General features: G+C 64.9%; 20 protein-coding genes and 1 riboswitch. Of the genes, 12 read left to right on the forward strand and 8 right to left on the reverse strand.

Annotated features, from left to right (window positions below; genetic code table 11):
- Nucleotides 1-48: 48 nt before the first annotated feature.
- The 3 genes from IE113_RS08325 to IE113_RS08335 are packed head-to-tail and all read left to right on the forward strand — an operon-like array spanning nucleotide 49 to nucleotide 2329.
- Nucleotides 49-1182 carry a cobalamin-independent methionine synthase II family protein gene (locus IE113_RS08325; RefSeq protein ID WP_189540358.1) on the forward strand — a complete coding sequence of 378 codons (1134 nt, stop codon included), beginning with the start codon at nucleotides 49-51 and terminating at the stop codon, nucleotides 1180-1182.
- Nucleotides 1179-1568, forward strand: a complete 390-nt coding sequence (locus tag IE113_RS08330) for a nuclear transport factor 2 family protein (RefSeq protein ID WP_189540360.1) — start codon at nucleotides 1179-1181, stop codon at nucleotides 1566-1568. The genes IE113_RS08325 and IE113_RS08330 overlap by 4 nt, the downstream gene beginning before the upstream one ends.
- A complete protein-coding gene (locus tag IE113_RS08335) occupies nucleotides 1568-2329 on the forward strand; it encodes an IclR family transcriptional regulator (protein WP_229822221.1) in 762 nt (253 codons plus the stop codon). Before IE113_RS08330 ends, IE113_RS08335 begins: the two co-directional genes overlap by 1 nt.
- Here IE113_RS08335 and desA read toward each other — a convergent pair whose 3' ends face one another.
- On the reverse strand, nucleotides 2330-3721 hold the full coding sequence (gene desA, locus IE113_RS08340; RefSeq protein WP_373297853.1) for a syringate O-demethylase: 1392 nt from the start codon (nucleotides 3719-3721) through the stop codon (nucleotides 2330-2332).
- Nucleotides 3722-4346: 625 nt separating this feature from the next.
- On the opposite strand from desA, the gene IE113_RS08345 reads away from it, so the two are divergent.
- Nucleotides 4347-5090, forward strand: a complete 744-nt coding sequence (locus IE113_RS08345) for a hypothetical protein (RefSeq protein WP_189540361.1) — start codon at nucleotides 4347-4349, stop codon at nucleotides 5088-5090.
- 16 nt (nucleotides 5091-5106) lie between these two features.
- Here IE113_RS08345 and IE113_RS08350 read toward each other — a convergent pair whose 3' ends face one another.
- The 3 genes from IE113_RS08350 to uvrA form a co-directional block, all read right to left on the reverse strand.
- Nucleotides 5107-5400, reverse strand: a complete 294-nt coding sequence (locus IE113_RS08350) for a hypothetical protein (RefSeq protein ID WP_229822224.1) — start codon at nucleotides 5398-5400, stop codon at nucleotides 5107-5109.
- 115 nt (nucleotides 5401-5515) lie between these two features.
- Nucleotides 5516-6037, reverse strand: coding sequence for a helix-turn-helix domain-containing protein (locus IE113_RS08355; protein WP_189540363.1), 522 nt, complete (start codon nucleotides 6035-6037; stop codon nucleotides 5516-5518).
- A gap of 173 nt (nucleotides 6038-6210) precedes the next feature.
- Entirely contained in the window at nucleotides 6211-9126 is a 2916-nt protein-coding gene (uvrA, locus tag IE113_RS08360; RefSeq protein WP_189540366.1) for an excinuclease ABC subunit UvrA, read from the reverse strand.
- A gap of 249 nt (nucleotides 9127-9375) precedes the next feature.
- Here uvrA and IE113_RS08365 point away from each other — a divergent pair, with 249 nt between their 5' ends.
- A complete protein-coding gene (locus IE113_RS08365) occupies nucleotides 9376-11433 on the forward strand; it encodes a M13 family metallopeptidase (protein WP_189540368.1) in 2058 nt (685 codons plus the stop codon).
- A 68-nt stretch (nucleotides 11434-11501) separates the two neighbouring features.
- Entirely contained in the window at nucleotides 11502-13673 is a 2172-nt protein-coding gene (locus tag IE113_RS08370) for a M3 family metallopeptidase (protein WP_189540370.1), read from the forward strand.
- On the opposite strand, the gene IE113_RS08375 is transcribed toward IE113_RS08370, so the two are convergent.
- Genes IE113_RS08375 through IE113_RS08390 form a run of 4 tightly spaced genes read right to left on the reverse strand, consistent with a single transcriptional unit; the run spans nucleotide 13651 to nucleotide 18066 of the window.
- Nucleotides 13651-14415 (reverse strand): ABC transporter ATP-binding protein, encoded by a 765-nt coding sequence (locus IE113_RS08375; RefSeq protein ID WP_373297854.1) that lies wholly within the window; start codon nucleotides 14413-14415, stop codon nucleotides 13651-13653. The two genes, IE113_RS08370 and IE113_RS08375, sit on opposite strands and share 23 nt — an antisense overlap.
- Nucleotides 14412-15374, reverse strand: coding sequence for a FecCD family ABC transporter permease (locus tag IE113_RS08380; RefSeq protein WP_189540375.1), 963 nt, complete (start codon nucleotides 15372-15374; stop codon nucleotides 14412-14414). The genes IE113_RS08375 and IE113_RS08380 overlap by 4 nt, the downstream gene beginning before the upstream one ends.
- Entirely contained in the window at nucleotides 15371-16201 is an 831-nt protein-coding gene (locus IE113_RS08385; RefSeq protein ID WP_189540377.1) for an ABC transporter substrate-binding protein, read from the reverse strand. Before IE113_RS08385 ends, IE113_RS08380 begins: the two co-directional genes overlap by 4 nt.
- Entirely contained in the window at nucleotides 16195-18066 is a 1872-nt protein-coding gene (locus IE113_RS08390) for a TonB-dependent receptor plug domain-containing protein (RefSeq protein WP_189540379.1), read from the reverse strand. Before IE113_RS08390 ends, IE113_RS08385 begins: the two co-directional genes overlap by 7 nt.
- A 95-nt stretch (nucleotides 18067-18161) precedes the next feature.
- Nucleotides 18162-18346: riboswitch (cobalamin riboswitch) on the reverse strand.
- Between the two features lie 142 nt (nucleotides 18347-18488).
- Here IE113_RS08390 and IE113_RS08395 point away from each other — a divergent pair.
- The 6 genes from IE113_RS08395 (at nucleotide 18489) to sucD (ending at nucleotide 24857) form a co-directional block, all read left to right on the forward strand.
- A complete protein-coding gene (locus tag IE113_RS08395) occupies nucleotides 18489-19640 on the forward strand; it encodes a cell wall hydrolase (RefSeq protein ID WP_229822227.1) in 1152 nt (383 codons plus the stop codon).
- 113 nt (nucleotides 19641-19753) lie between these two features.
- A complete protein-coding gene (locus IE113_RS08400) occupies nucleotides 19754-20074 on the forward strand; it encodes a hypothetical protein (protein ID WP_189540381.1) in 321 nt (106 codons plus the stop codon).
- Between the two features lie 126 nt (nucleotides 20075-20200).
- Nucleotides 20201-22129, forward strand: coding sequence for a putative bifunctional diguanylate cyclase/phosphodiesterase (locus IE113_RS08405; RefSeq protein ID WP_189540383.1), 1929 nt, complete (start codon nucleotides 20201-20203; stop codon nucleotides 22127-22129).
- A gap of 269 nt (nucleotides 22130-22398) precedes the next feature.
- Entirely contained in the window at nucleotides 22399-23373 is a 975-nt protein-coding gene (gene mdh / locus IE113_RS08410) for a malate dehydrogenase (RefSeq protein ID WP_189540385.1), read from the forward strand.
- A gap of 9 nt (nucleotides 23374-23382) precedes the next feature.
- On the forward strand, nucleotides 23383-23964 hold the full coding sequence (locus IE113_RS08415; protein ID WP_189540387.1) for a hypothetical protein: 582 nt from the start codon (nucleotides 23383-23385) through the stop codon (nucleotides 23962-23964).
- Between the two features lie 2 nt (nucleotides 23965-23966).
- Entirely contained in the window at nucleotides 23967-24857 is an 891-nt protein-coding gene (gene sucD, locus IE113_RS08420) for a succinate--CoA ligase subunit alpha (RefSeq protein ID WP_189540389.1), read from the forward strand.
- The last annotated feature ends 122 nt before the right edge of the window (nucleotides 24858-24979 follow it).

Below are 24979 nucleotides of genomic sequence, written 5' to 3' on the forward strand. Positions count from 1 at the left end.
TCATATATGCGAATGTTTCACGAAAGCGTTTGCGCGAGAGGACATCGCATGACCCACATTAAGACCACCCACGTCGGCAGCCTGCCGCGCGGGGACGAGTTGACCCCGCTGTTGCTTGCGCGCGATGCCGGCAAGCCCTATGACACGGCGGAGTTCGATCGGGTCGTCAGCGCCGCCGTATCCGAAGCCGTGCAGCAGCAGGTTGCCGCAGGGGTCAGCATCGTCTCGGACGGCGAACTGGGCAAGGTTGGCTATTCCACCTACATGATCGAGCGCCTCTCCGGGTTCGGCGGCCATACCGACCGCAAACCGGCCGCCGACCTGGCCGAGGTCCCCAACCTTGCCAAGAAGCTGTCCGCAATCATGGGCAGCCAGGAGTTTGTCCGCGCCAGTTGCATCGACGCGGTCAAGCTGGTCACGCTGGAACCGCTGCACGATGATATCCGCCGCTTCCGCGCCGCGCTCGACGCCTATGCCGCTCCGGACACCGAAGCCTTCATGAACGCGGCCTCGCCGGGGCTGATCACCGCTTTTCAGGTCAACCGGTTCTACCCCAGCCACGAAGCCTACCTCGCCGCGCTGGTCGATGCGATGCGCGAGGAATACGAGACGATCGTGAACGCGGGCTTCTACCTCCAGCTCGATTGTCCGGACCTGGCGATGAGCCGCCATACCGGCTATCAGGACGCGACCGAGGAGGAGTTCCTCAAGATCGCCGCCGCCAATGTCGAGGCGCTCAATGCCGCGACCGCCAACATTCCGCCCGAACGGATGCGGATGCACGTCTGCTGGGGCAACTACGAAGGCCCCCACGATCACGACATCGCGTTGGAAAAGGTGATCGACATCGTCATCAAGGCCCGTCCCGCCACCGTCCTGTTCGAAGCCGCCAATCCGCGCCACGAACACGAATGGAAGGTATGGCAGGATGCCAAACTGCCGGACTGGAAGATCCTGGCCCCCGGCATGATCGATACCTGCTCCAACTATGTCGAGCACCCGGAACTGATCGCGCAGCGGATCGAACGCTTCGCCGGGATCGTCGGACCCGACCGCGTCGTTGCCAGCACCGACTGCGGGTTCGGCACGTTCGCCGGCTATGGCAAGATCGATCCGATCGTGACCTGGCGCAAGCTGCGCAACCTGCGCGAAGGCGCCGATATCGCGGCGAGCCGCCTATGACCGAGGATCAGCGCCGCGCGATCGAGGCGGACTGCGCCCGTCTGATCGCGCTCTATGCAAACCTCAACGACGAAGCCCGCTGGGAGGATGTTGCCGCGCTCTATACCGATGATGGCCTGATGACGCGCCCGACCGCACCGGATGCGCCCATCGTTGGCCGCGCGGCAATCCTTGCCGCGTTTCAGGCCCGTCCGCCGCGCAAGACGCGGCATGTCTGCTCCAACGTGGTGATCGATGTAGAGGATCATGCCAGTGCGCGCGGCACCAGCGCGATGGTGCTGTTTACCGAGGGCGGCGTGCCGCTCGCGGGCTCCTTTCACGACCGGTTCGTGTTGACCGCCGACGGCTGGCGGTTTGCAGAACGGCGCGGCAGTCTGGCCTGGTAATGCCGCAGTCATCGGCCTCGGCGGCTCCGTCCAACACCGTCAAGTCGGCGATGCGCACGCTCGACATAATCGAGTTCGTGGTCGCTCATCCACAAGGCCCGATCGCGCAGGATATCGCCGCCGCGCTCGACATTCCGGTATCCAGCCTGTCCTACCTGCTCAGCACGCTGGCAGAGCGCGAATACCTGGTCCGCGACGGCCGGCGTTATCGCCCTGGGCCGGGCCTGCATCGCCTGATCGTCCCGCGCGCCAGCCTGACCCTGGCCGAACGGGTCGAGCCGCTGGTGAAAGTGCTGCGCAGCGAGCTGGACGAAACCGCCAGCTTCATGGTCCGCACCGGCTGGGAAGTGGAGGCGCTGGTCACCGAAGCCAGCGGACAGGCGCTGCGCTATGCCATCGAACCGGGTCACCGCAAGCCGCTCCACGCACTGGCCGCGGGCAAGGCCATCCTTGCCGCATTGCCCGAACCGGAACTGGCGCGCTATTTCGCGGAATGCCCGCGGCCCCGCTACACTGCCCACACGCTGTTGGACGAGGCAGAGCTACGCCCCGCGCTGGAGCAGATCCGGCGCGATGGCGTGGCCGAAGCGCACGAGGAAAACACCATCGGCATCTGCGGCCTCGGTGCTGCGGCATGGCTGAACGGTGAGGTCGTCGGCGCGTTCGCCGTTGCAATCCCGGAAGTGCGGTTCAACCCGCAAGTGGCGACCAAGGCCCGGGCCGCGCTGTCACGCGCGGCCGCGAGCCTGACCGGGGCCTGATCAGGCCCCCTTGGTCCGCCACCCTTCGGCGTAGTTGTCGCGCGCGGCCTCGACATAAGGCACGGCCGCAACAACCGCCTTGATCGGGGTCTGAACATGCGGCTCCACGGTCGGCTTGCGGGTGCCGCCGTTCGGCTCGCCCCAGATCAGGGAAACCTTGGTGCCGGGTTCGGCATACTGCGGCTCCAGCATCGCCAGCGTCAGGAACTTGCCTTCGTTCGCCGTGTAGCCAATCCACGTCGACAGCCCCGCCAGGCTGCCATCCTCGGCGCGCACTTCGTCAAACGGATGCATCGCATAGACCGCACTGGGGTATTCCATGAACTTCGCGCGTTCGCCCTTCGACAACGCGGAGGACTGCACCCGCATGACATCCTCGTTGTCGAGCGCCAGCGTCACCTTCTTGCGGTGCGGACCGGCGGCGATCTTTTCCAGTGCCTCGCGCCCGATGAAATCGTGATCGAACTTCACGAACGGGCCATAGCCGAGATCCCAGGGCGTCAGGTAGTAACCCTCGATGCTGTCGGGGACGTAGGAGCCACCGATCGAGCACATCCCGGCATAGGACCTGGCCGAGAGCCATTCGCGGAACGGCTTCAGTTCCTCACCCGTGTAGATCGCGGGCAGCGGCGACGGAATCCAGCCCGATTCCAGCGTGTTGGACGAATAGGCCCGGCCGCCGACCAGCGCCATGCCGTATTCCTTGCCGGCTTCGACCAGCGCGGCGTGGACCGCGCTATAGTCTTCCCAGGGACCGTAAAGTTCCCAACCCGGCTGGCCGGCCATCCCGTGGCGCAGCGCGTGCACGGTCTTGCCCGCGATGGTCAGGTGCGTGATGTTGAAGAACTTGAGATCCGGCGGGGTGATGCCGGTGGCCTTCTCGATGATCTTCATCGCGTTCGGGCCCTGGACCTGGAAGCGATAGTTCTTGCGCTTGCCGTCGTTACGCATCGCCCAGCGTTCATCGCGCTCGACTTCGACGTTCCACTTGCCCGATGCGGCGTGAAATTCCACCCACTCGATCGAGGGCGCGCGGCCGACCAGATTGAACCGCTCTTCCTCGAGATAGAACAGGATAACGTCGCCGATCACGTGTCCGGCGGGAGTGCACGGCACGAACTGCTTCGCCTTGTCCGGCACAAAACCCTTGAAGCTGTTGATCGCCAGATAGTTCAGCATGGCGAAGGCATCCGGGCCGCGCACTTCCAGGTCCACCATGTGGTAGCTCTGGTTATAGAGCACGGCCGTGTGCTGCCAGGCCCACTGCTCGCTGCGCCAGTTGGAATATTCCGCAGGAACGCCCGGATACACGTTCGGACCAACCTGCTGGTTGCGCAGCAGGTCAACGATATCGCCCGTCCCGGCGAGCATGGATTCAAGCGATTCTGCCATGATGCATCCCTCTCTCACGTATCATCGGGGCGCACAGCAGCGCCCGCTCCCGAATCCTTCTGGCACATTTTCGTGTGCGTGAAAAGTTCGCAATTGTGAAAAGGGCGAGGGTGATATCTCGGGAGCCCAGGTCCATCTCGTTAAACACCGGGCACCTGCAAGCTGACGATACATCATTCGTCATTCTGACTGTGTATTTTATATTCTAGAATGATCACTCTCACTATTGATGAATTTTCGTTCCATATCGAGTGTAACGGTCGGCTTGGACATTCACCTGACCCAATGCAGCCATGGCAACAGAACGTTTATCGAAATTTCAGCGCCTTGCCCTGCCACAACCAATCTTAACAGCACGCAATCGCACCAACACTTGATTCATCGCCACCAAGAGATGGACCAGCAGGCTCGGCGAAACGAAACCTTCGCACGACGAACAGAATCCGCTCACACCAAAATGAACCAAACCCGGCTCGAACTTCGGATAATACCTAGGTATTCGTTAGCACGAATTAATATTTTAACCGTGCCTTATCCTTACCCCGGCGCGATAAACCGCGCCCAAGACTGAAGAAAGCCGAACCTACGGGTCTAAACAATATAAAGAACCGGAGAAACGGGTGAGATGAACGAATTCACCATTCGGGTAAATGTGCCGGGTGCGCCTGAGGATGTAACGACGTTATTCCTCGAAAACCCCGAGTACATGACCCTGCGAATCCGATATATCGAGATGAACGATACGGAGGCCGAGCACCGCCGCAGCTGGCTGGACAAGTCCTTGTTGCATTACAGCATCAACGACTTCAGCACGCGTCCCGACATTCTCCTTTCCACCGCCAAGATGGACTACGACGTCATCATCTTTGGCGGTGAGGATCACCGCCGGATCGCGGAATTCATGAAGGAGCATTCCTCCATGATGGTCAACAAGATCAAGATCTGCATCTGCATGAAAAGCGATCCGAAACGTCGTGCCAAGCTGATCATGCTGGGCTTCGATGATGTGATCGATATCGGCCGGACCCATTACCTGGAGTTCATGGCCCGCATCTTCTCGTTCTGGAAACGCTATCAGGACAACGCCTTTTCGCGCAAGAAGGACAACGAATTCCAACGGTCGATGACCAAGGCCGCCCATGCCTACAATCTGCCGCCGCGTTTGCGCTCTGTGCTGCAGCATCTGCTGAAATCACCCGGCAATACGGCGACCTACAACTCGCTGTGCATCGCGGCGAGTTCGGATTCCAACCCGATCACCAGAGAGAACCTGAAAGTGATCATCAGCAACCTCAGGAAATTCCTGAGGCCAGGCTATCGGATCACTTCAGACAGGCAATCGACCTACACGCTCATTCAGCCCAAGTAGCCCACCGGCCTGGCCGTCACGTGAGCAAGTGGCGCGCCAGGTAGGGCAGACCTGCGATGCTCATCCAGCCCAGCTTGCCCCAGAACGCCAGTTTCGGATTCTGGTGATTCCACAGTCCCAGTGCGCCGCTTGCACCGATCGCGCCGGCGCCGGGAATCCAGAAGCCGACCAGACCGACAAGACCGAACAGACCCAGCAATCGGATTTCACTACCTGGCCGGCTCTTATCGACTGGCTGCCTGATGCCGGCCAGACCAGCGAAACCGATCAGTCCGATCAGGCCCACGAACGGGGCAAGGGTATCCATCATGATTGCTATGATCCTCTCCACAGATCACGCGATCATGCCCGAAGCCATGGCCCGGTCAAATGAATTGACCATTCGCCCCGGCGCACCTGCAATCGGGCACGATCCAATCCGTGGGTCAGGCAATCAGCCTGGCATCATGAACCGCCGCGACATAGTTGCCCAGGATCTCCCGCAAGACCTGAAGGCCATGGTCCGTCAAGCGCACCAGGGTCACACGGCCATCTTCCGGATCCGGTGCGCGCATCACGAATCCTGCCTGCTCAAGCACGCCCAACCAGCGCAGCCCGGTGGTTGGTGGAGAGGCACTGGCAAGACAGGCGCTGGTAACGCTGACCGACTTGTCCTGAACATGATGGATAAACAGGTCGAGCAGGATGTCCCAGGCCGGCTCCCCGAAGAAACCCTGCCCTACGCGCCGGTCGCGCTGGCGCCGCGTGGTGTAGATCTGGGCAGCCTTTTCCGCCAGCACCTGATCTGAATATCCGGCGCTGCTCTCACCCGATTTGACCGGCGGCTGAAGCAATTCGTGACCGCCCTGCCCGGAATCGCCATGTGTTTCACAATCCCGGGCGATACTTTCCAATTCGCGAATAATGCGTCGAAGTTCTTTGCCTGCCTTACTTTTCGGCTCATTCATCGCGTCTATCCCATAATCATCCTTACCCAGTGCAAGCCGGTTACAGACGAAGATTTCAAGCACAACCTGGACGCATGAAGCCTGCCTCTGATCCGGGCACAGCACACTTACACACACCTGTCCTCATGTCCGGCGTAACCGGCATCCGGAGTATTGCGTAGTTTAGTGCAAACTCAAAGCATCGACTGCAAATAATGCCCGGTGAAACTGCGCGGATTGCTGGCAACTTGTTCAGGAGTGCCTTCCGCCACGATCTCCCCACCACGCACGCCCCCCTCGGGACCAAGATCAATGATCCAGTCGGCGGTCTTGATGACATCGAGGTTGTGTTCGATCACGACCACGCTGTTGCCCTGGTCAACCAGCCGGTGCAGCACCTCAAGCAGTTTGCGCACGTCCTCGAAATGCAGGCCGGTGGTCGGCTCGTCGAGGATATATAGCGTCTGTCCGGTGGAGCGGCGGCTGAGTTCCTTGGCCAGTTTCACGCGCTGCGCCTCGCCGCCCGACAGGGTCGTCGCCTGTTGGCCGACCTTGACGTAGCCAAGGCCCACCTCGTTCAGCATCGCCATCTTGTCGCGGATCGGGGGGACCGCCTTGAAGAACTCCTCCGCATCCTCGATCGTCATGTCGAGCACGTCGGCGATCGAGTGGCCCTTGAACTTCACTTCCAGCGTTTCGCGGTTGTAGCGCTTGCCGTTGCACTCCTCGCAGGTCACATAGACGTCGGGCAGGAAGTGCATCTCGATCTTGATCAGCCCGTCGCCCTGGCACTTCTCACAGCGCCCGCCCTTTACGTTGAAGCTAAACCGCCCGGCCTTGTAGCCGCGGGCCTCGGATTCCGGCAGACCGGCAAACCAGTCGCGGATCTGGGTGAACGCGCCGGTATAGGTCGCCGGGTTGGAACGCGGCGTGCGGCCGATGGGCGACTGGTCGATCTCGATTACCTTGTCGCACAGCTCGAGGCCGGTGATCCTATCATGCGCCCCTGCAATCACCCGCGCCCCGTTGAGCGCGCGGGCGGCCCCGGCGTGGAGTGTGTCCAGCGTCAGGCTTGATTTGCCGCTGCCCGACACCCCGGTGACGCAGCAGAACGTACCGAGCGGAAAGCTGGCGGTGACGCCGGTCAGGTTGTTGGCCCGCGCGTTGTGCACGGTGATGAAGTGGCCGTTGCCCTTGCGGCGGGTCTTGGGCACCTCGATCTTGCGCGCGCCGGACAGGTATTGCCCGGTCAGGCTCTGCTTGGACTTGAGGATGTCCTTCAGCGTTCCCTGCGCGACGATCTCGCCGCCGTGCACGCCCGCGCCGGGGCCAAGATCGACGATGTGGTCCGCCGTACGGATCGCGTCCTCGTCATGCTCCACCACGATCACGGTGTTGCCCAGGTCACGCAGACGGCGCAGCGTTTCCAGCAGACGGTCGTTGTCGCGCTGGTGCAGGCCGATGCTGGGCTCGTCCAGCACATAGAGCACGCCTGACAACCCGCTGCCGATCTGGCTGGCAAGGCGGATGCGCTGGCTTTCCCCGCCCGACAACGTGCCACTGGTCCGGTCAAGGTTGAGGTAGTCAAGCCCGACGTTGTTGAGGAAACCCAGACGCTCGTTGATTTCCTTGAGGATGGCCTTGGCGATCTGGCGTTGCTGGTCTGTCAGGTGCGCGTCGAGGTTGGAAAACCACGCCAGCGCGTCGGCCACCGACAGGCGGGTGCGCGAGGAGATGTGCTCTCCCGCCACCTTCACCGCCAGGGCTTCAGGCTTCAGGCGGGCGCCGTCGCAGGTTTCGCACGGTTGCGCGGCCTGGAACTTGCCCAGTTCCTCGCGCATCCAGGCGCTTTCGGTCTGCAGCATGCGGCGGTTGAGATTGCCGATTACCCCTTCGAACGCCTTCTTGACGGTGTAGGTCTTCTTGCCATCGATGAAGGTCAGCGGCACGGCCTTGCCGCCGGTGCCATAGAGGATCACCAACTGCACTTCCCCCGGCAGATCCTGCCACGGCGTGTCCAGGCTGAAGCCGAACTCGGTCGCCAGGCTGGCCAGCACCTGCATGTAATAGGGCGATGGCGGGTTGGATTTCGCCCACGGCACGATCGCCCCCTGCTTGAGGCTGAGCGCCTCGTTCGGCACCACCAGTTGGGGATCGAACAGCAGCTTTTCGCCCAGCCCGTCACAGGCCGGGCAGGCCCCCTGCGGCGCGTTGAACGAGAACAGGCGCGGCTCGACGCTTTCGATAGTGAAGCCGGACACCGGGCAGGCGAACTTTTCACTGAACACGATCCGGTTTGGCGGCAGGCCAGCGCCCTTCATGGCGCCTCCAACGCTAACAGGGGCCTTCTCCTCCTCGCGGCCCGGCACGACGCCGTCGGCCAGATCGACAAAGGCCAGCCCGTCGGCCAGTTTCAGCGCCTGTTCGAAGCTGTCCGCCAGCCGCGTCTCGATCCCTTCGCGCACGGCGATGCGATCGACCACGACCTCGATGTCGTGCTTGTACTTCTTGTCGAGCGCGGGCGCGTCCTCGATGGCATGGAATTCGCCGTCGATCCGCACGCGGGTGTATCCGGCGCGCTGCCATTCGGCCAGTTCCTTGCGGTATTCGCCCTTGCGCGCGCGCACGACCGGGGCCAGCAGATAGGCCCGCGTGCCCTCCGGCAGGGCCATGACCCGGTCGACCATCTGGCTGACGGTCTGCGCCGCGATCGGCTCACCCGTGGCGGGGGAATAGGGCACCCCCACCCGCGCCCACAGCAGGCGCATGTAGTCGTAGATTTCCGTTACCGTCGCCACCGTGGAGCGCGGGTTGCGGCTGGTCGTCTTCTGCTCGATCGAGATTGCCGGGCTGAGGCCATCGATGTGCTCCACATCCGGCTTCTGCATCATTTCCAGAAACTGGCGGGCATAGGCACTCAGGCTCTCGACGTAGCGCCGCTGCCCTTCGGCATAGATCGTGTCGAACGCCAGGCTGGACTTGCCGGAGCCCGACAGGCCGGTGATCACGATCAGGCTGTCGCGCGGAAGCTCGACATCAAAGCCCTTGAGGTTGTGCTCGCGCGCCCCCCTTACGACGATTTTCGGCACCACGATTTTGCTTAGCGACATGGTCGCGTCTGTTCCATATCTGTTCACGGGAGGCAAGAGGCACTGGCCAGCGCCTTGTGGGCAATTTGCAGCGCGCGGCCGGTTTGGCAATGCGGCACTTCGGCCCGCCCCCCCGGGGGCCGACCAACGCGCCATCCCGCTCGGCCAACGACATTGACTTCCCCGCCCGCGCGCGCGACCCAAGCGACAGCATGGCCGGGGGCGGATGGGCGCCCGCTGGCCGCAACCGTTCTGAGGGGAACACGCATCATGAAGACCCGCCTTCTGCTGACCGCCGCCGCGCTGGCCCTGACCGCCGCGCCCGCACTGGCCCAAACCGCCGCAGCCCCTGCCACAACCCCCGCCGCAACCCCCGCCGCAACCCAGCCCACTGCGGCCAAACCGCACTTCGGCACCTGGGGCGTGGACCTTTCGGCGATGGACACTTCGGTCAAGCCGGGTGACGATTTCCAGCGCTATACCAGCGGCAAGTGGCTCGACGCGACCGAGATTCCGGCCGACCGGCCCAGCGTGGGCGCCTTCAACGACTTGCGCGAAACCACCCAGGAACAGCTGCAGAAGCTGATCACCGAAGGCCCGGCCGACGCCAAGTATCGCGCGTTCTATGACAGCTACATGGATGAAGCGACGGTCGAGAAGCTGGGGCTGGCCCCGCTCAAGGCCGACCTTGCGGTGCTGGACGCGATCACGACCAAGCGCGATTTCGCGCGGTTCATGGGCACCACGGCCGGGCAGTTCGGGATTTCGCTGGTCGATGCGGGGCCCTATGCGGACTCGGCCGATCCGACCACCAACGTGCTGTGGATGAGCCAGGGCGGCATCGGCCTGCCGGAGCGCGAATACTACTTCTCGGACCAGTTCAAGGCCCAACGCAGCGCCTATGTCGCCTATATCGAGCGCACGATGAAGGCGATCGGCCATGCCAACCCCAAGGCTGCGGCCAAGACGATCATGGCGTTTGAAACGGCCATCGCCGAAGTCAGCTGGAAAGTGGCCGACCGCCGCGACATCGACAAGGTGAACAACCCGATGAGCAGCACCGAGCTGATGAGCTATGCGCCGGGCATTGAATGGGTGGCGCTGATGGACGGCGCGGGGATCGGCCTGCAGCCCCGGATCATCGTCAACGAAAATACCGCGATCCGGGACATCGCCTCGCTCTATGACAAGACCCCGCTCGAAACGCTGAAGCTGTGGCAGGCGTTCCACATCGCCGATCAGGCCGCGCCCTACCTGACCAAGGCGATGGTCGACAGCCGGTTCGAATACGTCAAGACGCTGAGCGGCCAGACCCAGCAACGCCCGCGCTGGCGGCGCGCGGTGGCGCAGGTCGATGGCGCGCTGGGCGAACTGGTAGGGCAGGACTATGTCGCGCGCTACTTCCCGGCTTCATCGAAAGCCAAGATGGAAGCCCTGGTGGCCAACCTGAACCTCGCCATGGCCGACCGAATCAAGGCCAATGACTGGATGAGCGAACCGACCAAGGCCGCCGCGCTGGAAAAGCTGGCCCGGATGGACGTGATGGTCGGCTATCCCGACAAGTTCCGCAACTATGACGCGCTGGAAGTGAAGGCCAGCGACCTGTACGGAAACATCAAGCGCGCGGGCAAGTTCAACTATGCCTACATGATGGCCGACCTGGGCCAGAAGGTGGACCGCAAGAAGTGGGGCATGAACCCGCAGACGGTGAACGCCTATAACGGCGGGCTGGAAAACAAGATCGTGTTTCCGGCCGGCATCCTGCAGGCCCCGTTCTTCGATCCGGCAGCGGACGATGCGGTCAACTATGGCGCGATCGGCGCGGTGATCGGGCACGAGATCATCCACGGCTTTGACGATCAGGGCCGCAAGATCGACGCCCACGGCGCGGTGCGCGACTGGTGGGCCGAAGGGGACGGCAAGCGGTTCGAGGAACGCGCCAAGGTGTTCGGCGACCAGTATGCCAAGTATGAGGCCGCCCCCGGCGCTTTCGTCAACCCGGACCTGACGATGGGCGAGAACATCGCCGACCTCGCCGGGCTGCTGGTCACGCTCGACGCCTATCGCAAGTCGCTGAACGGCAAGGCTGCGCCGGTGATCGACGGGCTGACCGGGGAACAGCGCCTGTTCCTGGCCTTTGCCCAGGTCTGGCGCGGCAAGGCGCGCGAGGACGCGATCCGCAACCAGGTGGCGACCGATCCGCACAGCCCGCAGCGCTTCCGCCTGCTTGGGCCGACGCGCAATATCGAGGCGTGGTATCAGGCTTTCGGCGTGAAGCCGGGCGATGCGATGTACATCGCGCCTGAACAGCGCGCGAAGATCTGGTAAACACGGCTATCCGAATTGTCCGGGGCGGCTGTCACGCTGCCCCGGCATGGCCATTGCAAGGACGTTTCATGCACAAGCTCGCACTCGTTTCGCTCTCCGCGCTCGCCATGGCCGGTTGTTCCGGCAAGGTTGAACCCGTCGCTTCGGTTCCCCCGGTCGCGGCGGCGCCGGAACCGGCGCCCTATGCCCCGGTGATCCCGGAAGGCACCGGAGTGTTCGCGCAGCCCTCCACCCTGCCGTTCCAGACCCCCGATTTCAGCAAGATCAGGGACAGCGATTTCCAGCCCGCGATCGAACAGGGGATCGCGATCAATCAGGCAGAGATCGAGGCGATTGCCAACAACCCGGCCGAGCCGACCTTTGAAAACACGATGGTCGCGATGGAGAAATCCGGCCAGATGCTGACCCGCGCCTATTACGTGTTCAGCGCGCTGACCTCTGCCAACACCAACGACACGCTGGACAAGGTCGACAGCGCCACCGCGCCGAAACTGGCTGCGTTGCGCGACGCGATCTACCTCAACGACAAGCTGTTCGCGCGGGTCAAGTCGCTGTACGACCGCCGGGACAGCCTTGGCCTGGCCGCCGACGAGCAGCGCCTGCTCAAGCTGACCTATGACCGCTTCGTGCAGAACGGCGCGATGCTGCAAGGCGCGGACAAGGAAAAGCTGAAGTCGCTGAATGGCCGCATTTCCACGCTTCAGACCGAGTTCGGGCAGAAGCTCACGGCTGGCACGCGCGATGCCGCGCTGGTGGTGAACACCAGGGCGGAACTGGCCGGACTGTCCGAAGCCGAAATCGCCACCGCGGCCAAGGCGGCTGCGGATCGGGGCATGAAGGGCAAGTTCCTGCTGCCGCTGCAGAACACCACCCAGCAGCCCTTGCTCGCCAAGCTGTCCAACCGCGCCACGCGCAAGGCGCTGTATGAAGCCAGCTGGAACCGCAGCGAGCGGGGCGGAGCGAACGACACCCGCGCGCTGATCTCCGAGCTGGCGCAGCTGCGCGCTGAAAAGGCCCAGCTGCTCGGCTTTGCCGACTATGCCAGCTTCACCATGTCGGACCAGATGGCCAAGACCCCCGGCAATGCGCTGAAGTTCATGGAAGGCCTCGTCCCCGCCCTCGCCGCTGCGCAAAAGCGCGAGGCCGAGGAAATCGACGCGCTGATCAAGCGCAGCGGCGGCAAGTTCAGCGTCGAGCCGTGGGACTGGGATTACTATGCCGAGCGCCTGCGCAAGGAGAAGTATGCCTTCGACGAAAGCCAGGTGAAGCCGTACTTCGAGATCACCAACGTGCTGGAAAACGGCGTATTCTTCGCGGCGAACCAGCTTTACGGGCTGACCTTCAGGAAGCGCGACGACCTGCCGGTCTATCATCCGGACGTCACCGTCTACACGGTCTATGACAAGGACGGCAGCGAGATGGCGTTGTTCTATTTCGACCCGTGGAAGCGCGATAACAAGCAGGGCGGCGCGTGGATGTCGAACTTCGTCGACCAGTCGCACCTGATGGGTACCAAGCCGGTCGTGTTCAACGTCCAGAACTCGCCCAAGCCCGCGCCGGGGCAGCCGCTGCTGATCAGCTTCACCGATGCGGAAACGATGTTCCACGAATTCGGCCACGCGCTCCACGGCATCCTGTCAAACCAGCGCTATCCGTCGATTTCGGGGGCCAGCACCGCACGCGACTTCGTGGAATTCCCCAGCCAGTTCAACGAAAACTGGATGACCGAGCCGCGCGTGTTCGCCAACTTTGCCAAGCATTACCAGACCGGCGCACCGATGCCGAAGGACCTGGTCGCCAAGGTGGAGCGCGCCGCGCGCTTCAACCAGGGCTATGCGCTGGGCGAGGCGCTGACTGCCGCGATCCTCGACCAGAAATGGCACGCCCTGCCCGCCAGCGCCGGCCGGCAGGACGTCAACGCGTTCGAAAACCAGGCGCTCGGCTCGCTCGGCCTGCTCACCGCCAAGGTGCCGCCGCGCTATCGCACCAGCTATTTCCGCCACATCTGGGGCGGCGGCTATGCGGCGGGCTATTACGCCTATCAGTGGACCGAGATGCTGAACCACGACGCATTCCAGTGGTTCGTCGAGAACGGCGGCATGACCCGTGAAAACGGCCAGCGTTTCCGCGACATGGTGCTGAGCCAGGGCAACAGCAAGGACTACGCCGAGATGTACCGTGCCTTCGCGGGCCGCGATCCCGGCGTGGACCCGATGCTCAAGGCCCGCGGCCTGAAGTAACGCAACCGGGAAGCAATGCCCGTGCGCCCGGCTCTCCCAGCCAGCGCGCGGGTACGCCCCACACCGCGCCGATCAGCTGCTCGGTCAGCACCGCTTCGGGCGAACCGTCGGCAACCAGCGCGCCGCGGTCCAGCACCAGCACGCGGTCGGCAAAGTTCATCGCCTGCGCCAGGTCGTGCAGCACCAGCACCACCCCCAGCCCGCGATCCCGCGCAAGGGCGCGCAACTGTCCCAGCAGCGCCAGCTGATGGGCCAGATCCAGATTGGCCAGCGGCTCGTCCGCCAGCAGCCAGCGCGGTTCCCCCGCCAGCACCCGCGCCAGCAGCGCCCGCGCCCGTTCGCCGCCTGACAGCTGCGACAGTGGACGGCTGCGCAAGGGTTCCAGTTGCAGCGCCGTGAGCGCGGCCTGCACCGCCGCAGCATCAGCCGCCGCACCGCTGCGCCACGGCAGACGACCCAAGGCGGCAAGCGTTTCGACGGTAACGTCCCATGCCACTTCGGCACTCTGCGGCAGGTAGCCGATGGCTTGGGCGCGGGCAGTGGCCGCCATCCGGCGAAGCGGAGCATCTTGCAGCGAAACGCTGCCGCGATCAGGCATGACCAACCCGGCCAACGCCCCCAGCAGCGATGATTTGCCAGCGCCGTTCGGGCCGCAAATGACTGTCATCTCGCAGGGATTCAGCGTGACCGAAACATCGGCCAAACGCCCCGCCAACGTCAGGTTTGCGCCGCCCAGCATCATGCCAGCTCCCGCCGCAACCGCAGCAGCAGGTGCAGGAAAAACGGCGCGCCCAACAGCGACAGCGCGATACCGAGGCGCAGTTCACCGCCCGCGAGCGGCACGATCCGGCACAGACAGTCGGCCACCAGCAGCAACAAGGCACCGGCCAGCGCGCTCGGCACGATCAGGCTGGACGGGCGGCGGTCGGTCAGCGGGCGGACGAAGTGCGGCACCATCAAGCCGACGAACCCGATGATCCCCGCGACGGCCACCCCGGCCCCGACGGTCAGCCCGATCCCGGCGATCATCAGTCGTTGCAGGCGCTGCGGATCGATCCCCAACGAGCGCGCGGCGACTTCGCCCAGCGTCAGCGCATCGAGGCTGCGCCCGGCGCGCAGCAGCACGGCGATACCGGCGAGGGTCAAGGGCGCGGCAATCCACACATCCGCCCAGCCGCGATCGACCAGCGCGCCCATCAGCCAGGTCACGATCTCGCTCATCGCGAAGGGCGTGGGCGAAAGGCTGATCGCCAGGCTCATCAGCGCGCCCGCCAGGCTGGCGATCATCATCCCCGCCAGCGTGAACAGCAGCACCCCGCCGCTGCGGCCCGCAATCGCGCCGAGCAGTGCCATCGCCCCGCCCGCGCCAGCCAGCGCGAACAGCGGCAGCGCCCAGCCGCTCGCCGCCCAGCCGGTCCAGAAGCTCAGCACCGCGCCCAGCGCCGCGCCGGGGGCAATCCCGAACAAGCCCGGATCGGCCAGCGGATTGCGCAGATAGCCCTGCATCGCCGCCCCCGCCGCGCCCAGCCCCGCGCCGAGCACCAGCGCCAGCACCGCGCGCGGCAGGCGCAATTCGGCAAAGATCACCGCAGCATTGGGGAGCTGCGGATCGAACGGATCGATCCACACCCGGCCAGCCAGCAGCGAGAGCGGCACGGCAATCGCCAGCGCCAGCAGCAGCCATGCGTTGAGCCGGGTCACAGCGCCCGCCGCACTTCGGCCAGCCGCCCGGCAGCACGGATGATTGTCGGCCCGCCGCACCACAGCAGGTTGGCGTCCAGCGGCGCGCGCGTGGTCTTGTCCCCCAGCGCACCCAGCGCCGGATGGCGCAGCAGCCGGTCCTCGTTGCCATGCAGGCTGCCCGCAGTGAGGATCACGCGCGGCGGATCGGCCAGCACCTGTTCCAGCGGCAACAGATCCGCCTGACGCAAGCCGCGCGCGGCGGCAGCGTTGGTGAAGCCGGTGTGGGTCAACAGGTCCGCAATCAGGGTGTCCGGCCCCGGCACCATCCCGCCCGATTGCCAGACCAGCGCGGGCACCGGCGCGCCGCCCGTGGGCCGCGCTGCCGCCAGTGCGGCGTCGATCCGTGCGACCAGCGCCTCACCGCGCTGCGGATGTCCGGCAAGCGCTGCAATCTGGCGCACTTGCGCGCGGCTATCGGCCACCGTCTGGGCAATCGGCAGCAATTCCAGCCGCGCGCCCAGCCGTTCGAGCGCGCCGCGCGTGGCGAGGGCCATGAAGTTGCCGGACAGGACAACGTCAGGCCGCAGTGCCGCGACTTCCTCCACCGTCCCGCCCACGGCGCGAAACCGGCGGGCCAGCGCGACGTCCATCGAACTGGACGCGGGATCTTGGCTATAGCTGGACAGCGCCAGAACTTGCTCCGGATCGGCCACTTCGGCCAGGATCGCGTCGGTGCAAGGGTTCAGGCTGACGATCCGCGGCAACGGCGCCGCCGCCTCTCGCGCCGGGGCCACGGTGCAAGCACCCAGCGCCAGCGCGATCAGCGGCGGCAGTGCCCTTACCACCGCGCCCGGACCCCGGCATAGGCCGAGCGGCCATATGTGCCGTATCCGGCGACCGTCTGGTAGCGCTTGTTGCCCAGGTTCTCGACCCGGCCAAACAGCTCAACCTGCTCCGTCACCGGCAGGCTGGCCCGCACCGTTACCAGCGCGAAGCCATCCAGCCGGGTGAAGTTGCCCGCGTCGTCAAAGCTTTCCGACACGACGCGCAAGTCCGCGCCCAGCTTCAACCCGGCCAGCGGCGTGGTCCAGTCCAGCCCGGTGCTGAACGCGTGGCGCGGGCGGCGGGCCAGATCCTTGCCGGTCTGGCGGTTCACGGACTTGGTGTAGCTGTAGCTGGCATAGCCGCGCAGCCCCTCGGTCAACTCGCCCGTCAGTTCCGCCTCAACCCCTTCGGCGCGGGCGCGGGCGGTGTTGAAATAGCCGGAAGGCCAGACGTAGTCGATCAGGTTGCGGCTGTCGCGGCGGAACAACGTGACGGCGAAGTGGCGATAGCCGCCCCGGTCGCCCAGCTCGATCCCCGCGTCAAACGCGGTGGACGTTTCCGGACGCAGCGCCACGTTCCCGCCATAGCCATAAAGCTGATACAGCGTCGGGGCCTTGAACCCCTCGCCAAAGCTGGCGCGCAGGCGCAGGTTGTCGCTCAGATCGACCGCGCCATTGGCCCCGAAGGTCCAGTGCGAACCGAACCGGTCGTGATCGTCGAGCCGCACCCCACCGGTCAGATGCACCCCGCCGCCATGATAACCCAGCAGCGCGTGGCCGCTCGACAGGCGGGCTTCCTGCCGCGCGTCAAACGTGGTCGAAAACCGCGTCCATTCGCTGTCCGCGCCGAAATCGAGCACGAACTTGTCGCTGAGATCAGCCCGGCCCTTGACGTCGGCGCGCCAGCTGCGACCGGTGGTTTCAAAATTCGGTGCGGCTCCGAACGTCGGATCGTAATAGGCGCGGCGCGTGTCTGACAGGGCAATTCCCGCCGCCAGCTTCAGGTCGTTGCCGGAGTAATCCAGCCCGACCCGGCCCGAACCCTGCCGGGTGGTCTGGTATTCGGGCGTATCGGCAAAGGTATAGTTCGGCGCGGGATAGCCATCGAAGTGGACCTTGCTGTCCGCATAGCGACCCACCGCCCGCAGCCACAGGTCTGGCACCAGCGCCACCCCGCCCTGCACCGTGCCATGCCACTGGCGAAACCCGTCCGGCTCCGTCCCGGCGGCATAGGCGGAAATCCCGTCGGTCCGGGCATAGCCACCGCTGACGGCAACGTTATAGCCATTGCCCGCAGTCCCCGCGCTGGCCCCGGTAGTCAGACTGTCATGCGCGCCGTATTCCAGCGATCCGGTCACGCCGTTCGGCACCTTGGTGGTCACCGCCAGCACGCCGCCCATGGCATCGCTGCCCCAGGCCACGCTGTTCGATCCGCGCAGCAGTTCCAGCTTGCCCACGCTGCCGGTCAGCAGCGTGCCCAGGTCGAACCCGCCGCCCGGCGAGGCGACATCGGCCATGCGCACGCCGTCAATCGTCACCAGCAGTTGCTGCGAATTGGCGCCGCGCACGAACAGGCTGGTCTGGCTGCCGAGGCCACCGCTGCGCGCGGTGGTCACGCCGGGTAGGCGCTCCAGCACGCGGGTCAGGTCTGGTCCCTGCACCGCCTCGATCTCGTCCCGGCCGACCACGCTGATCGACTGGCCAGAGCGCACCAGCGGTTCCACCTGGCCGGTGGCGACCACGGTGATGTAGGTATCACGGTAGGGGTGATAGAGGACTAGTTCCTCACCGCGCTCATCATCGACTGCGGTATCGGCAGCGGCATCCTGGGCCACCGCCGGAGCGGTGGACAGCAGCGAACAACCCAGCAAAAACAGATATTTCAAACGCAATACTCCCGTCATGAACGAATGCCGTTCATGGCGAGAGGACCCGCACGAATTCGCGGGACCACGCTGCATTCCGGTACACCCCGCCCGGCGCGGAACGACCGTCATCGGCAGGTCTCCTGGCTCCCGGATCAACGCTTGCCGCCTGCCTTCCCGGTTGCCCAGTGGCGTGGGTGGCGGCTCGCTCCCCGGTCACAGTTGCGGGGGCAGCGCGGGCATTCCACCCGCTTCCCTCTTAGGCCAGCTTGCGCTGGCAACCCATGACGTGGGGTGGCCTTTAGGCCGGGTTGCCGCCGCGCGCAAGGGCGGCACCGAATAGTGCGATTTCTTAACCGCTTAACGGATAGAGCCCGCCTTGTCCCGCAACGGCACGGCGCGAACCACGTGGGTGCGCGCACGGCCAAAGCGGGTTACGCGCCATGCGCGTAGTGCCGCAACCGAAAGTGCCGATGATCCACGCTCTCGCCCTGCCCCTGGAAGCCCGCCCGCGCGATTTCACCGCGCGGCTGGGCCGGACGCGGGCGCGCACGCTGGGAATGCGGATGCGGCGCCGGCACCTCGGGCGGCGGGCGCTGGTCCTGCTGGTGGCGGTCGCGGTTCCCGCACTGGCCGCGCCGGATCAATGGGTTCGATTCGACATCGGCAACGCGGGGCACAGCACCGTCACCGTCGAACCGATGCCGTTCGAGAAATCGGGCGAGAGCTTTCCCGGCTCTGCGTTCTACTATCTGGCGGCGGAAGACCCGCTGCCGATGCTGGGCGATGGCATCACATCGGATGCCGGCGGCGCGGTTGGCGCGGGCGCGGTGGCCCGCGCAATGCGGATCGACAATTCCGGCGTGGACCGGACCCGCGCACTCGAATGCCTGACCGCGGCAATCTATTACGAAGCCGCCAGCGAATCCGATCAGGGCCAGCGCGCGGTGGCGCAAGTCGTGCTGAACCGCGTGGCCCACCCCAGCTATCCCAACACCGTCTGCGGCGTGGTCTATCAGGGATCGGAACGCGTCACAGGCTGCCAGTTCAGCTTCACGTGCGATGGCGCGCTGGCGCGGCGGCCCAGCCGGATGTTCTGGCTGCGCGCGATGGACACTGCCCGCGCTGCGCTGTCCGGCTATGTCGAGCGCAGCGTGGGCCTCGCCACGCACTATCATACCATTGCGGTCCATACCTATTGGGCGCCGTCGCTGTTCCACATCACCACGATCGGGGCGCACCGGTTCTATCGCTTCAACGGTGCGGCGGGTCAGCCGGCAGCCTTCCGCTTTGCCTATGCCGGGGGTGAGCCGCTGCCCGCCCCCCATCCGCGCAGCATGGCGGCCAGCCAGCAATCCGATCCGGCACTCGATCCGCTGGCCGTGCAAAAGGCCTTCGAAGCGGGGCTGAAGTCTGCGCAAGGCGGCGCGGCGCTGTCCGGCAGCGCGGTGCAGGCCCCGGCTCCGACGTATTCTGCCGAAATCCAGGGGCGCGGCGGCGATGCGATCTATCGCGGCGAAAAGCTGCCCGACAATACCCAGGTTCGCCCGGAATATCAGCATTCCGGTCGCTGGATCAGCCAGCCGGGAACCTGACCGGCGCGCCTTCGGCAACAGGTTAAGGCACGGAAACCATGTTGTTACACGCATACCTTACCGTGATCGCTCTAGGGAAATGGCCCAGATAACAATCACACCGGGCTTCACTCATGACGATACGCTTTGCGTCTGCCAATCCTGCCGCCGGCGCCTTCGTCACTTCGGCGCATGGTACCGCACTCATCAAGCGGGCAGCCAACGACAATGCCCGGGTCCGCTCGCATGGCCAGCATGACGATCTGCTGCGCGATGCGCTGAAGCACTTTGCGCGGCATGGGCTGCGCGCGGCCGAAGTGGCTCGCCAGAACGCGGAGCAGGCATTCTTTGCGGCGGACCGGGCGACCTATCATCACTGGCTGGAGATCTGCCGGACGCTGGATCGGCGCATGGCACTCGCCTGCCACGCCCGGATCGAGGCGCGCGGCAACTGAATTCACCGCATAGCGGCCACGGCAACCGGCCGAAACGCGGTAATTGCCGCATTAACCATTCAGTGACCTGCTGCCGCTAAAGCAGTCCAGTCGAGAACGGAGCGCGCTATCAAACGTTGGCGAACCATGTTGCGAGTGCTGCTGCGCACCAACGCACTGGACGACCGGGTCAGGAAGACCCTGGTCGATACGCTCTATACGCAGCCCACCAATCTCGCGATCGGGGCTATCACCGGGGTGCTGTGCAGCCTGGTTGCCGCCAGTTACGCGCCGGACCGGATCTTCCTGGAACTCGCGCTGCTGCTGACGGCGATCGCGGCCGCGCGCATCGTCATGGCCGTGATGCTGCCGCGCCTGCGCAACCGCGATGCGCGGCGGATGGAACTGCTCTACGAATTCGGGGCGTTCACTTACTCGGCGGTGCTCGGCGTGTTTGCTGCCATGACCGTCTGGTATCAATTGCCGGCGACCGCGCAGTTGCTGATGGTGGCCTATGCCATCGGCTATGGCACCGGCATCGCCGCGCGCAACGCGGGGCGGCCGTCGATTTCGATCGGGCAGATGATCCTGATCTTCACCCCCATCAACGTCGCGCTCTGGAACGGCGAGGATCTGGCGCACCGGGCGCTGGCGGTGGCCATCGTGCTGCTGTGGATCGGGATGATCTCGATCACGATGACAGTCTTCCACACCTTGCGCGATTCCGTCGCGGCGGCTGAAACCAGCGCGCGGCTGGCGGAAAAGATGCAGCACCTTGCCCGCACCGACGTGGTGACCGGGCTGCACAACCGCGCCGGTCTCAATCACTACCTGGTCGAATACATGTCCCGCCGCCGCGCCATGCCCAATCTGGCGCTGTTCTGGCTGGACCTCGACAAGTTCAAGGACATCAACGACGCGCTGGGCCACCAGGTGGGCGACCGGGTGCTGTCCGAAGTCGCCCAGCGGCTGCGCGCGCAGGCCAAACAGGAAGCCGTGATCGGCCGCTTCGGCGGGGACGAGTTCATCCTCGCCTGCGACGTGCGGGACCGGCGCGAGGCCGAGACGATCGCGCTGGCGGTGCTGGCCGATGTGACCCGCCCGATCCGGATCGACGATGACCGCCTGGAAATCGCCTGCTCGATGGGGATCGCGCTGCAACCCGATGATGGCGAAGACCTGGAAACCCTGTTCCAGGGCGCTGACCTTGCGCTCTACCACGCCAAGGTCAACGGGCGGAACCAGATTAGCTTCTATGATCCGTCGATGTCGCGCAACCTGGTCCGCCGCCGCGAGATCGAGGCCGAGTTGCGCCTGGCCCTGCAACGCGACGAGCTGTCGATCTTCTTCCAGCCCATCGTCGATCTCTCGACCGGCCGGATCCGCGCGTTCGAGGCGCTGGTGCGCTGGTTCCATCCGGTCAAGGGCGAACTACGCCCCGACGAGTTCATCCCAGTGGCCGAGGAAACCGGCGCGATCATCACGCTGGGCAACTGGATCACCGCGCAGGCCGCCCGCGCCGCCGCGCAGTGGCCCGATGACGTCACCGTGGCGGTCAACCTCTCCCCGCTCCAGATCAAGGCCCCCGGCGCGGCGATGGGTATCCTCAACGCCCTGCGCGAGGCACGCCTGCCCGCGCACCGGCTGGAACTGGAAATCACCGAAACGGTCCTGCTGGACCACTCCAAGCAGACCGAGGACTTCATGGCCGAACTGTCCGCCGCGGGCGTGCGCTTTGCACTGGACGATTTCGGCACCGGCTATTCCTCGCTCGGCTATCTCAACAAGTATCCGTTCGGGAAGATCAAGGTCGACCGCAGCTTCGTGTCCGGCGTCAACGCGGGCAAGAAGAGCGACGCGATCATCCGCGCCGTATCGGGCATGGCGTCCACGCTGGACATGCAGATCGTGGCCGAAGGGCTGGAGACGATCGAGCAGGTCCAGGCCGTCCAGGCCGCCGGCTGTACGCTGGGCCAGGGCTATTACTTCAGTCGCGCCGTTCCCGACTATCTGGCGGGCATGTTGCTGGCGCGCGAGCGCGAGCGGCTGGATGGACCGAAGCGCGCGATCGCCTGATTGCGCATCTCCCGATTTGCTTTACGTTACGGCAGGGCGCGTCCCTGCCGTTTTCGTCTGGGCGGCAAGCACCGTCAAATCCCGTAAATGCAATTGCGAACTATTATCACAAAATAGTTGGACAACCAGCCGTTTACCGGGTTGCATTCGTATCCGCGCGGGCTTAGGGCGGCTAGCATTCGCCGGTTGGCCCGGATTCCAGCGGGATGGTATGGGCCGGCCGTTTTGCCAGACGTGATCCCGCATTCAGGGAAGGAAATCGTCGGATTATGGCCAAGACCACTTCGCGCAAGAAGATTGCCCTCATCGGTGCCGGCAACATCGGCGGCACGCTTGCTCACCTCGCCGCGCAGAAGGAACTGGGCGACATCGTCCTGTTCGACATCATGGAAGGCGTGCCCCAGGGCAAGGCGCTCGACCTGTCGCAGTGCGGTCCGGTCGAAGGCTTCGACGCGAAGATCACCGGCTCGAACGACTATGCCGACATCGCGGGCGCCGACGTGATCATCGTCACTGCCGGTGTCGCCCGCAAGCCGGGCATGAGCCGCGACGACCTGCTGGGCATCAACCTCAAGGTGATGAAGGCCGTGGGCGAAGGCATCAAGAACCACGCCCCCAACGCGTTCGTGATCTGCATCACCAACCCGCTCGACGCGATGGTCTGGGCGCTGCGCGAATTCTCCGGGTTGCCGCACAACATGGTCGTCGGCATGGCCGGCGTGCTGGACTCGGCCCGCTTCAGCCACTTCATCGCCGATGAATTCAACGTTTCGGTGCGCGACGTGAACACCTTCGTGCTGGGCGGCCACGGCGACACGATGGTCCCGGTGGTGCGCTACTCGACCGTCAACGGCATTCCGGTTCCCGACCTGGTCAAGATGGGCCTGTCGAGCCAGGAAAAGATCGACGCGATCGTCAAGCGCACGCGCGGTGGCGGCGGCGAGATCGTCGCCCTGCTCGGCACCGGTTCGGCATTCTATGCCCCGGCCGCCTCGGGTATCGCGATGGCCGAAGCCTATCTGAACGACCAGAAGCGCATTCTGCCCTGCGCGGCCTACGTCGATGGCCAGTATGGCGTTGACGGCCTCTATGTCGGCGTTCCGGTGCTGATCGGCGCTGGCGGCGTCGAGCAGGTCATCGAGATCGAACTGGACGAAGCCGACAAGGCCGGCCTGCAGATCTCGGTCGATGCGGTCAAGGAACTGCTGGTCGCCTGCAAGGGCATCGACCCCTCGCTGGCCTGATCCACGCCCGTGGCAATCTTCACCCTGCTTGCTGCCTCGGCAGCCGCGGCAGCGCCCCTCCCCTCCGCGGGGGACCGGGCGCTGTTCGCGGGTTTCAAGCAGGTGTGCAGCCAGGTGCGTGACCTGGGCAAGATGGAGCGGGCCGCCCGCAAGGGCAAATGGCAGGCGGTTGGCGCAGACGCTCATCCCCTGCTGGCCCAGCTGGTCCGCACCGGGCGCGAAGCCGCGCTCAAGGATGAGCCGGAAGCCACCATCAGCGGGGCGCAGTTCACCCGGCAGCTGGGTGGCCGCACGCTGTGGCTGGTGACATCGCGCTATCAGGACAAGGAAGGGTACTGGGGTAACGGCTGCCGGATCTATGATTTCGACGCCGCCGCGCCCCTTGCTCTCGAACAGCTGATAACCCTGATGGGCAAGCCGAACACCGGTTCGGCTCCCCTGCCCGACGGCAACATCAAGCACTTGTGGGAACCCGGCTGGAAGTCGGGTCACAGTGTCGAAGTGGTCTATGTTTCCGGGACCGATCCGGTCTCGCAAAAATTTGGTCTGAAAGGCCAGGTACTTATGGCGCAAGCCATCGGAGGATTTTGAACATGTCGATTCTCGTCAACAAGCATACCAAGGTCATCACCCAGGGGATGACCGGCAAGACCGGTGAATTCCACACCCAGGCCGCGCTCGATTACGGCACGCAGATGGTCGCAGGCGTTACCCCCGGCAAGGGCGGCATCACCCACATCGGCCTGCCCCAGTTCGACACCGTGGCCGAAGCCAAGGCCGCGACCGGCGCGACCGCTTCGTGCATCTACGTTCCGCCTCCGGGTGCGGCTGACGCCATCCTCGAAGCGATCGACGCCGAGATGGAACTGATCGTCTGCATCACCGAAGGCATCCCGGTGCTCGACATGGTCCGCGTGAAGCGCGCCCTGCAGGGCAGCAAGAGCCGCCTGATCGGCCCGAACTGCCCCGGCGTGCTGACCCCCAACGAATGCAAGATCGGCATCATGCCCGGCTCGATCTTCAAGAAGGGCTCGGTCGGCGTCGTCTCGCGCTCGGGCACGCTGACCTATGAAGCGGTGTTCCAGACCACCAACATCGGCCTGGGCCAGACCACCGCGGTGGGCATCGGCGGCGACCCGGTGAACGGCACCAACTTCATCGACGTGCTGGAACTGTTCCTGGCCGACGACGAAACCAAGTCGATCATCATGATCGGTGAAATCGGCGGCAGCGCGGAAGAAGAAGCCGCGCAGTTCCTGAAGGACGAAGCCAAGCGCGGCCGCAAGAAGCCGATGGTTGGCTTCATCGCCGGCCGCACGGCGCCTCCGGGCCGCCGCATGGGCCACGCCGGCGCGATCGTGTCGGGCGGCCAGGGCGGCGCGGAAGACAAGATCGCCGCGATGGAAGAAGCTGGCATCCGCGTCAGCCCCTCGCCGTCGCTGCTGGGTGAAACGCTGGCCGGGCTGCTCAAGGATCTCGCCTGAGCCAGCGCCTAAGCAGCGGTTAAGCTGGTAACGGGTATGGCCGCACTCCCTGCGGGTGCGGCCACCCCCAGAAATTGAAGTGCATGTAACGGGTGACCGTGCGGTCACCGCCAAAGGGTCTG

Source organism: Novosphingobium arvoryzae, from assembly GCF_014652615.1.
GTDB lineage: Bacteria > Pseudomonadota > Alphaproteobacteria > Sphingomonadales > Sphingomonadaceae > Novosphingobium > Novosphingobium arvoryzae.

Excerpts from the sequence above, each read along its gene's own strand:
- IE113_RS08325 (WP_189540358.1), top strand. The coding sequence starts at position 49 with ATGACCCACATTAAGACCACCCACGTCGGCAGCCTGCCGCGCGGGGAC.
- IE113_RS08330 (WP_189540360.1), top strand. The coding sequence starts at position 1,179 with ATGACCGAGGATCAGCGCCGCGCGATCGAGGCGGACTGCGCCCGTCTG.
- IE113_RS08335 (WP_229822221.1), top strand. The coding sequence starts at position 1,568 with ATGCCGCAGTCATCGGCCTCGGCGGCTCCGTCCAACACCGTCAAGTCG.
- desA (WP_373297853.1), bottom strand. The coding sequence starts at position 3,721 with ATGGCAGAATCGCTTGAATCCATGCTCGCCGGGACGGGCGATATCGTT.
- IE113_RS08345 (WP_189540361.1), top strand. The coding sequence starts at position 4,347 with ATGAACGAATTCACCATTCGGGTAAATGTGCCGGGTGCGCCTGAGGAT.
- IE113_RS08350 (WP_229822224.1), bottom strand. The coding sequence starts at position 5,400 with ATGATGGATACCCTTGCCCCGTTCGTGGGCCTGATCGGACTGATCGGT.
- IE113_RS08355 (WP_189540363.1), bottom strand. The coding sequence starts at position 6,037 with ATGAATGAGCCGAAAAGTAAGGCAGGCAAAGAACTTCGACGCATTATT.
- uvrA (WP_189540366.1), bottom strand. The coding sequence starts at position 9,126 with ATGTCGCTAAGCAAAATCGTGGTGCCGAAAATCGTCGTAAGGGGGGCG.
- IE113_RS08365 (WP_189540368.1), top strand. The coding sequence starts at position 9,376 with ATGAAGACCCGCCTTCTGCTGACCGCCGCCGCGCTGGCCCTGACCGCC.
- IE113_RS08370 (WP_189540370.1), top strand. The coding sequence starts at position 11,502 with ATGCACAAGCTCGCACTCGTTTCGCTCTCCGCGCTCGCCATGGCCGGT.
- IE113_RS08375 (WP_373297854.1), bottom strand. The coding sequence starts at position 14,415 with ATGATGCTGGGCGGCGCAAACCTGACGTTGGCGGGGCGTTTGGCCGAT.
- IE113_RS08395 (WP_229822227.1), top strand. The coding sequence starts at position 18,489 with ATGCGCGTAGTGCCGCAACCGAAAGTGCCGATGATCCACGCTCTCGCC.
- IE113_RS08400 (WP_189540381.1), top strand. The coding sequence starts at position 19,754 with ATGACGATACGCTTTGCGTCTGCCAATCCTGCCGCCGGCGCCTTCGTC.
- IE113_RS08405 (WP_189540383.1), top strand. The coding sequence starts at position 20,201 with ATGTTGCGAGTGCTGCTGCGCACCAACGCACTGGACGACCGGGTCAGG.
- mdh (WP_189540385.1), top strand. The coding sequence starts at position 22,399 with ATGGCCAAGACCACTTCGCGCAAGAAGATTGCCCTCATCGGTGCCGGC.
- sucD (WP_189540389.1), top strand. The coding sequence starts at position 23,967 with ATGTCGATTCTCGTCAACAAGCATACCAAGGTCATCACCCAGGGGATG.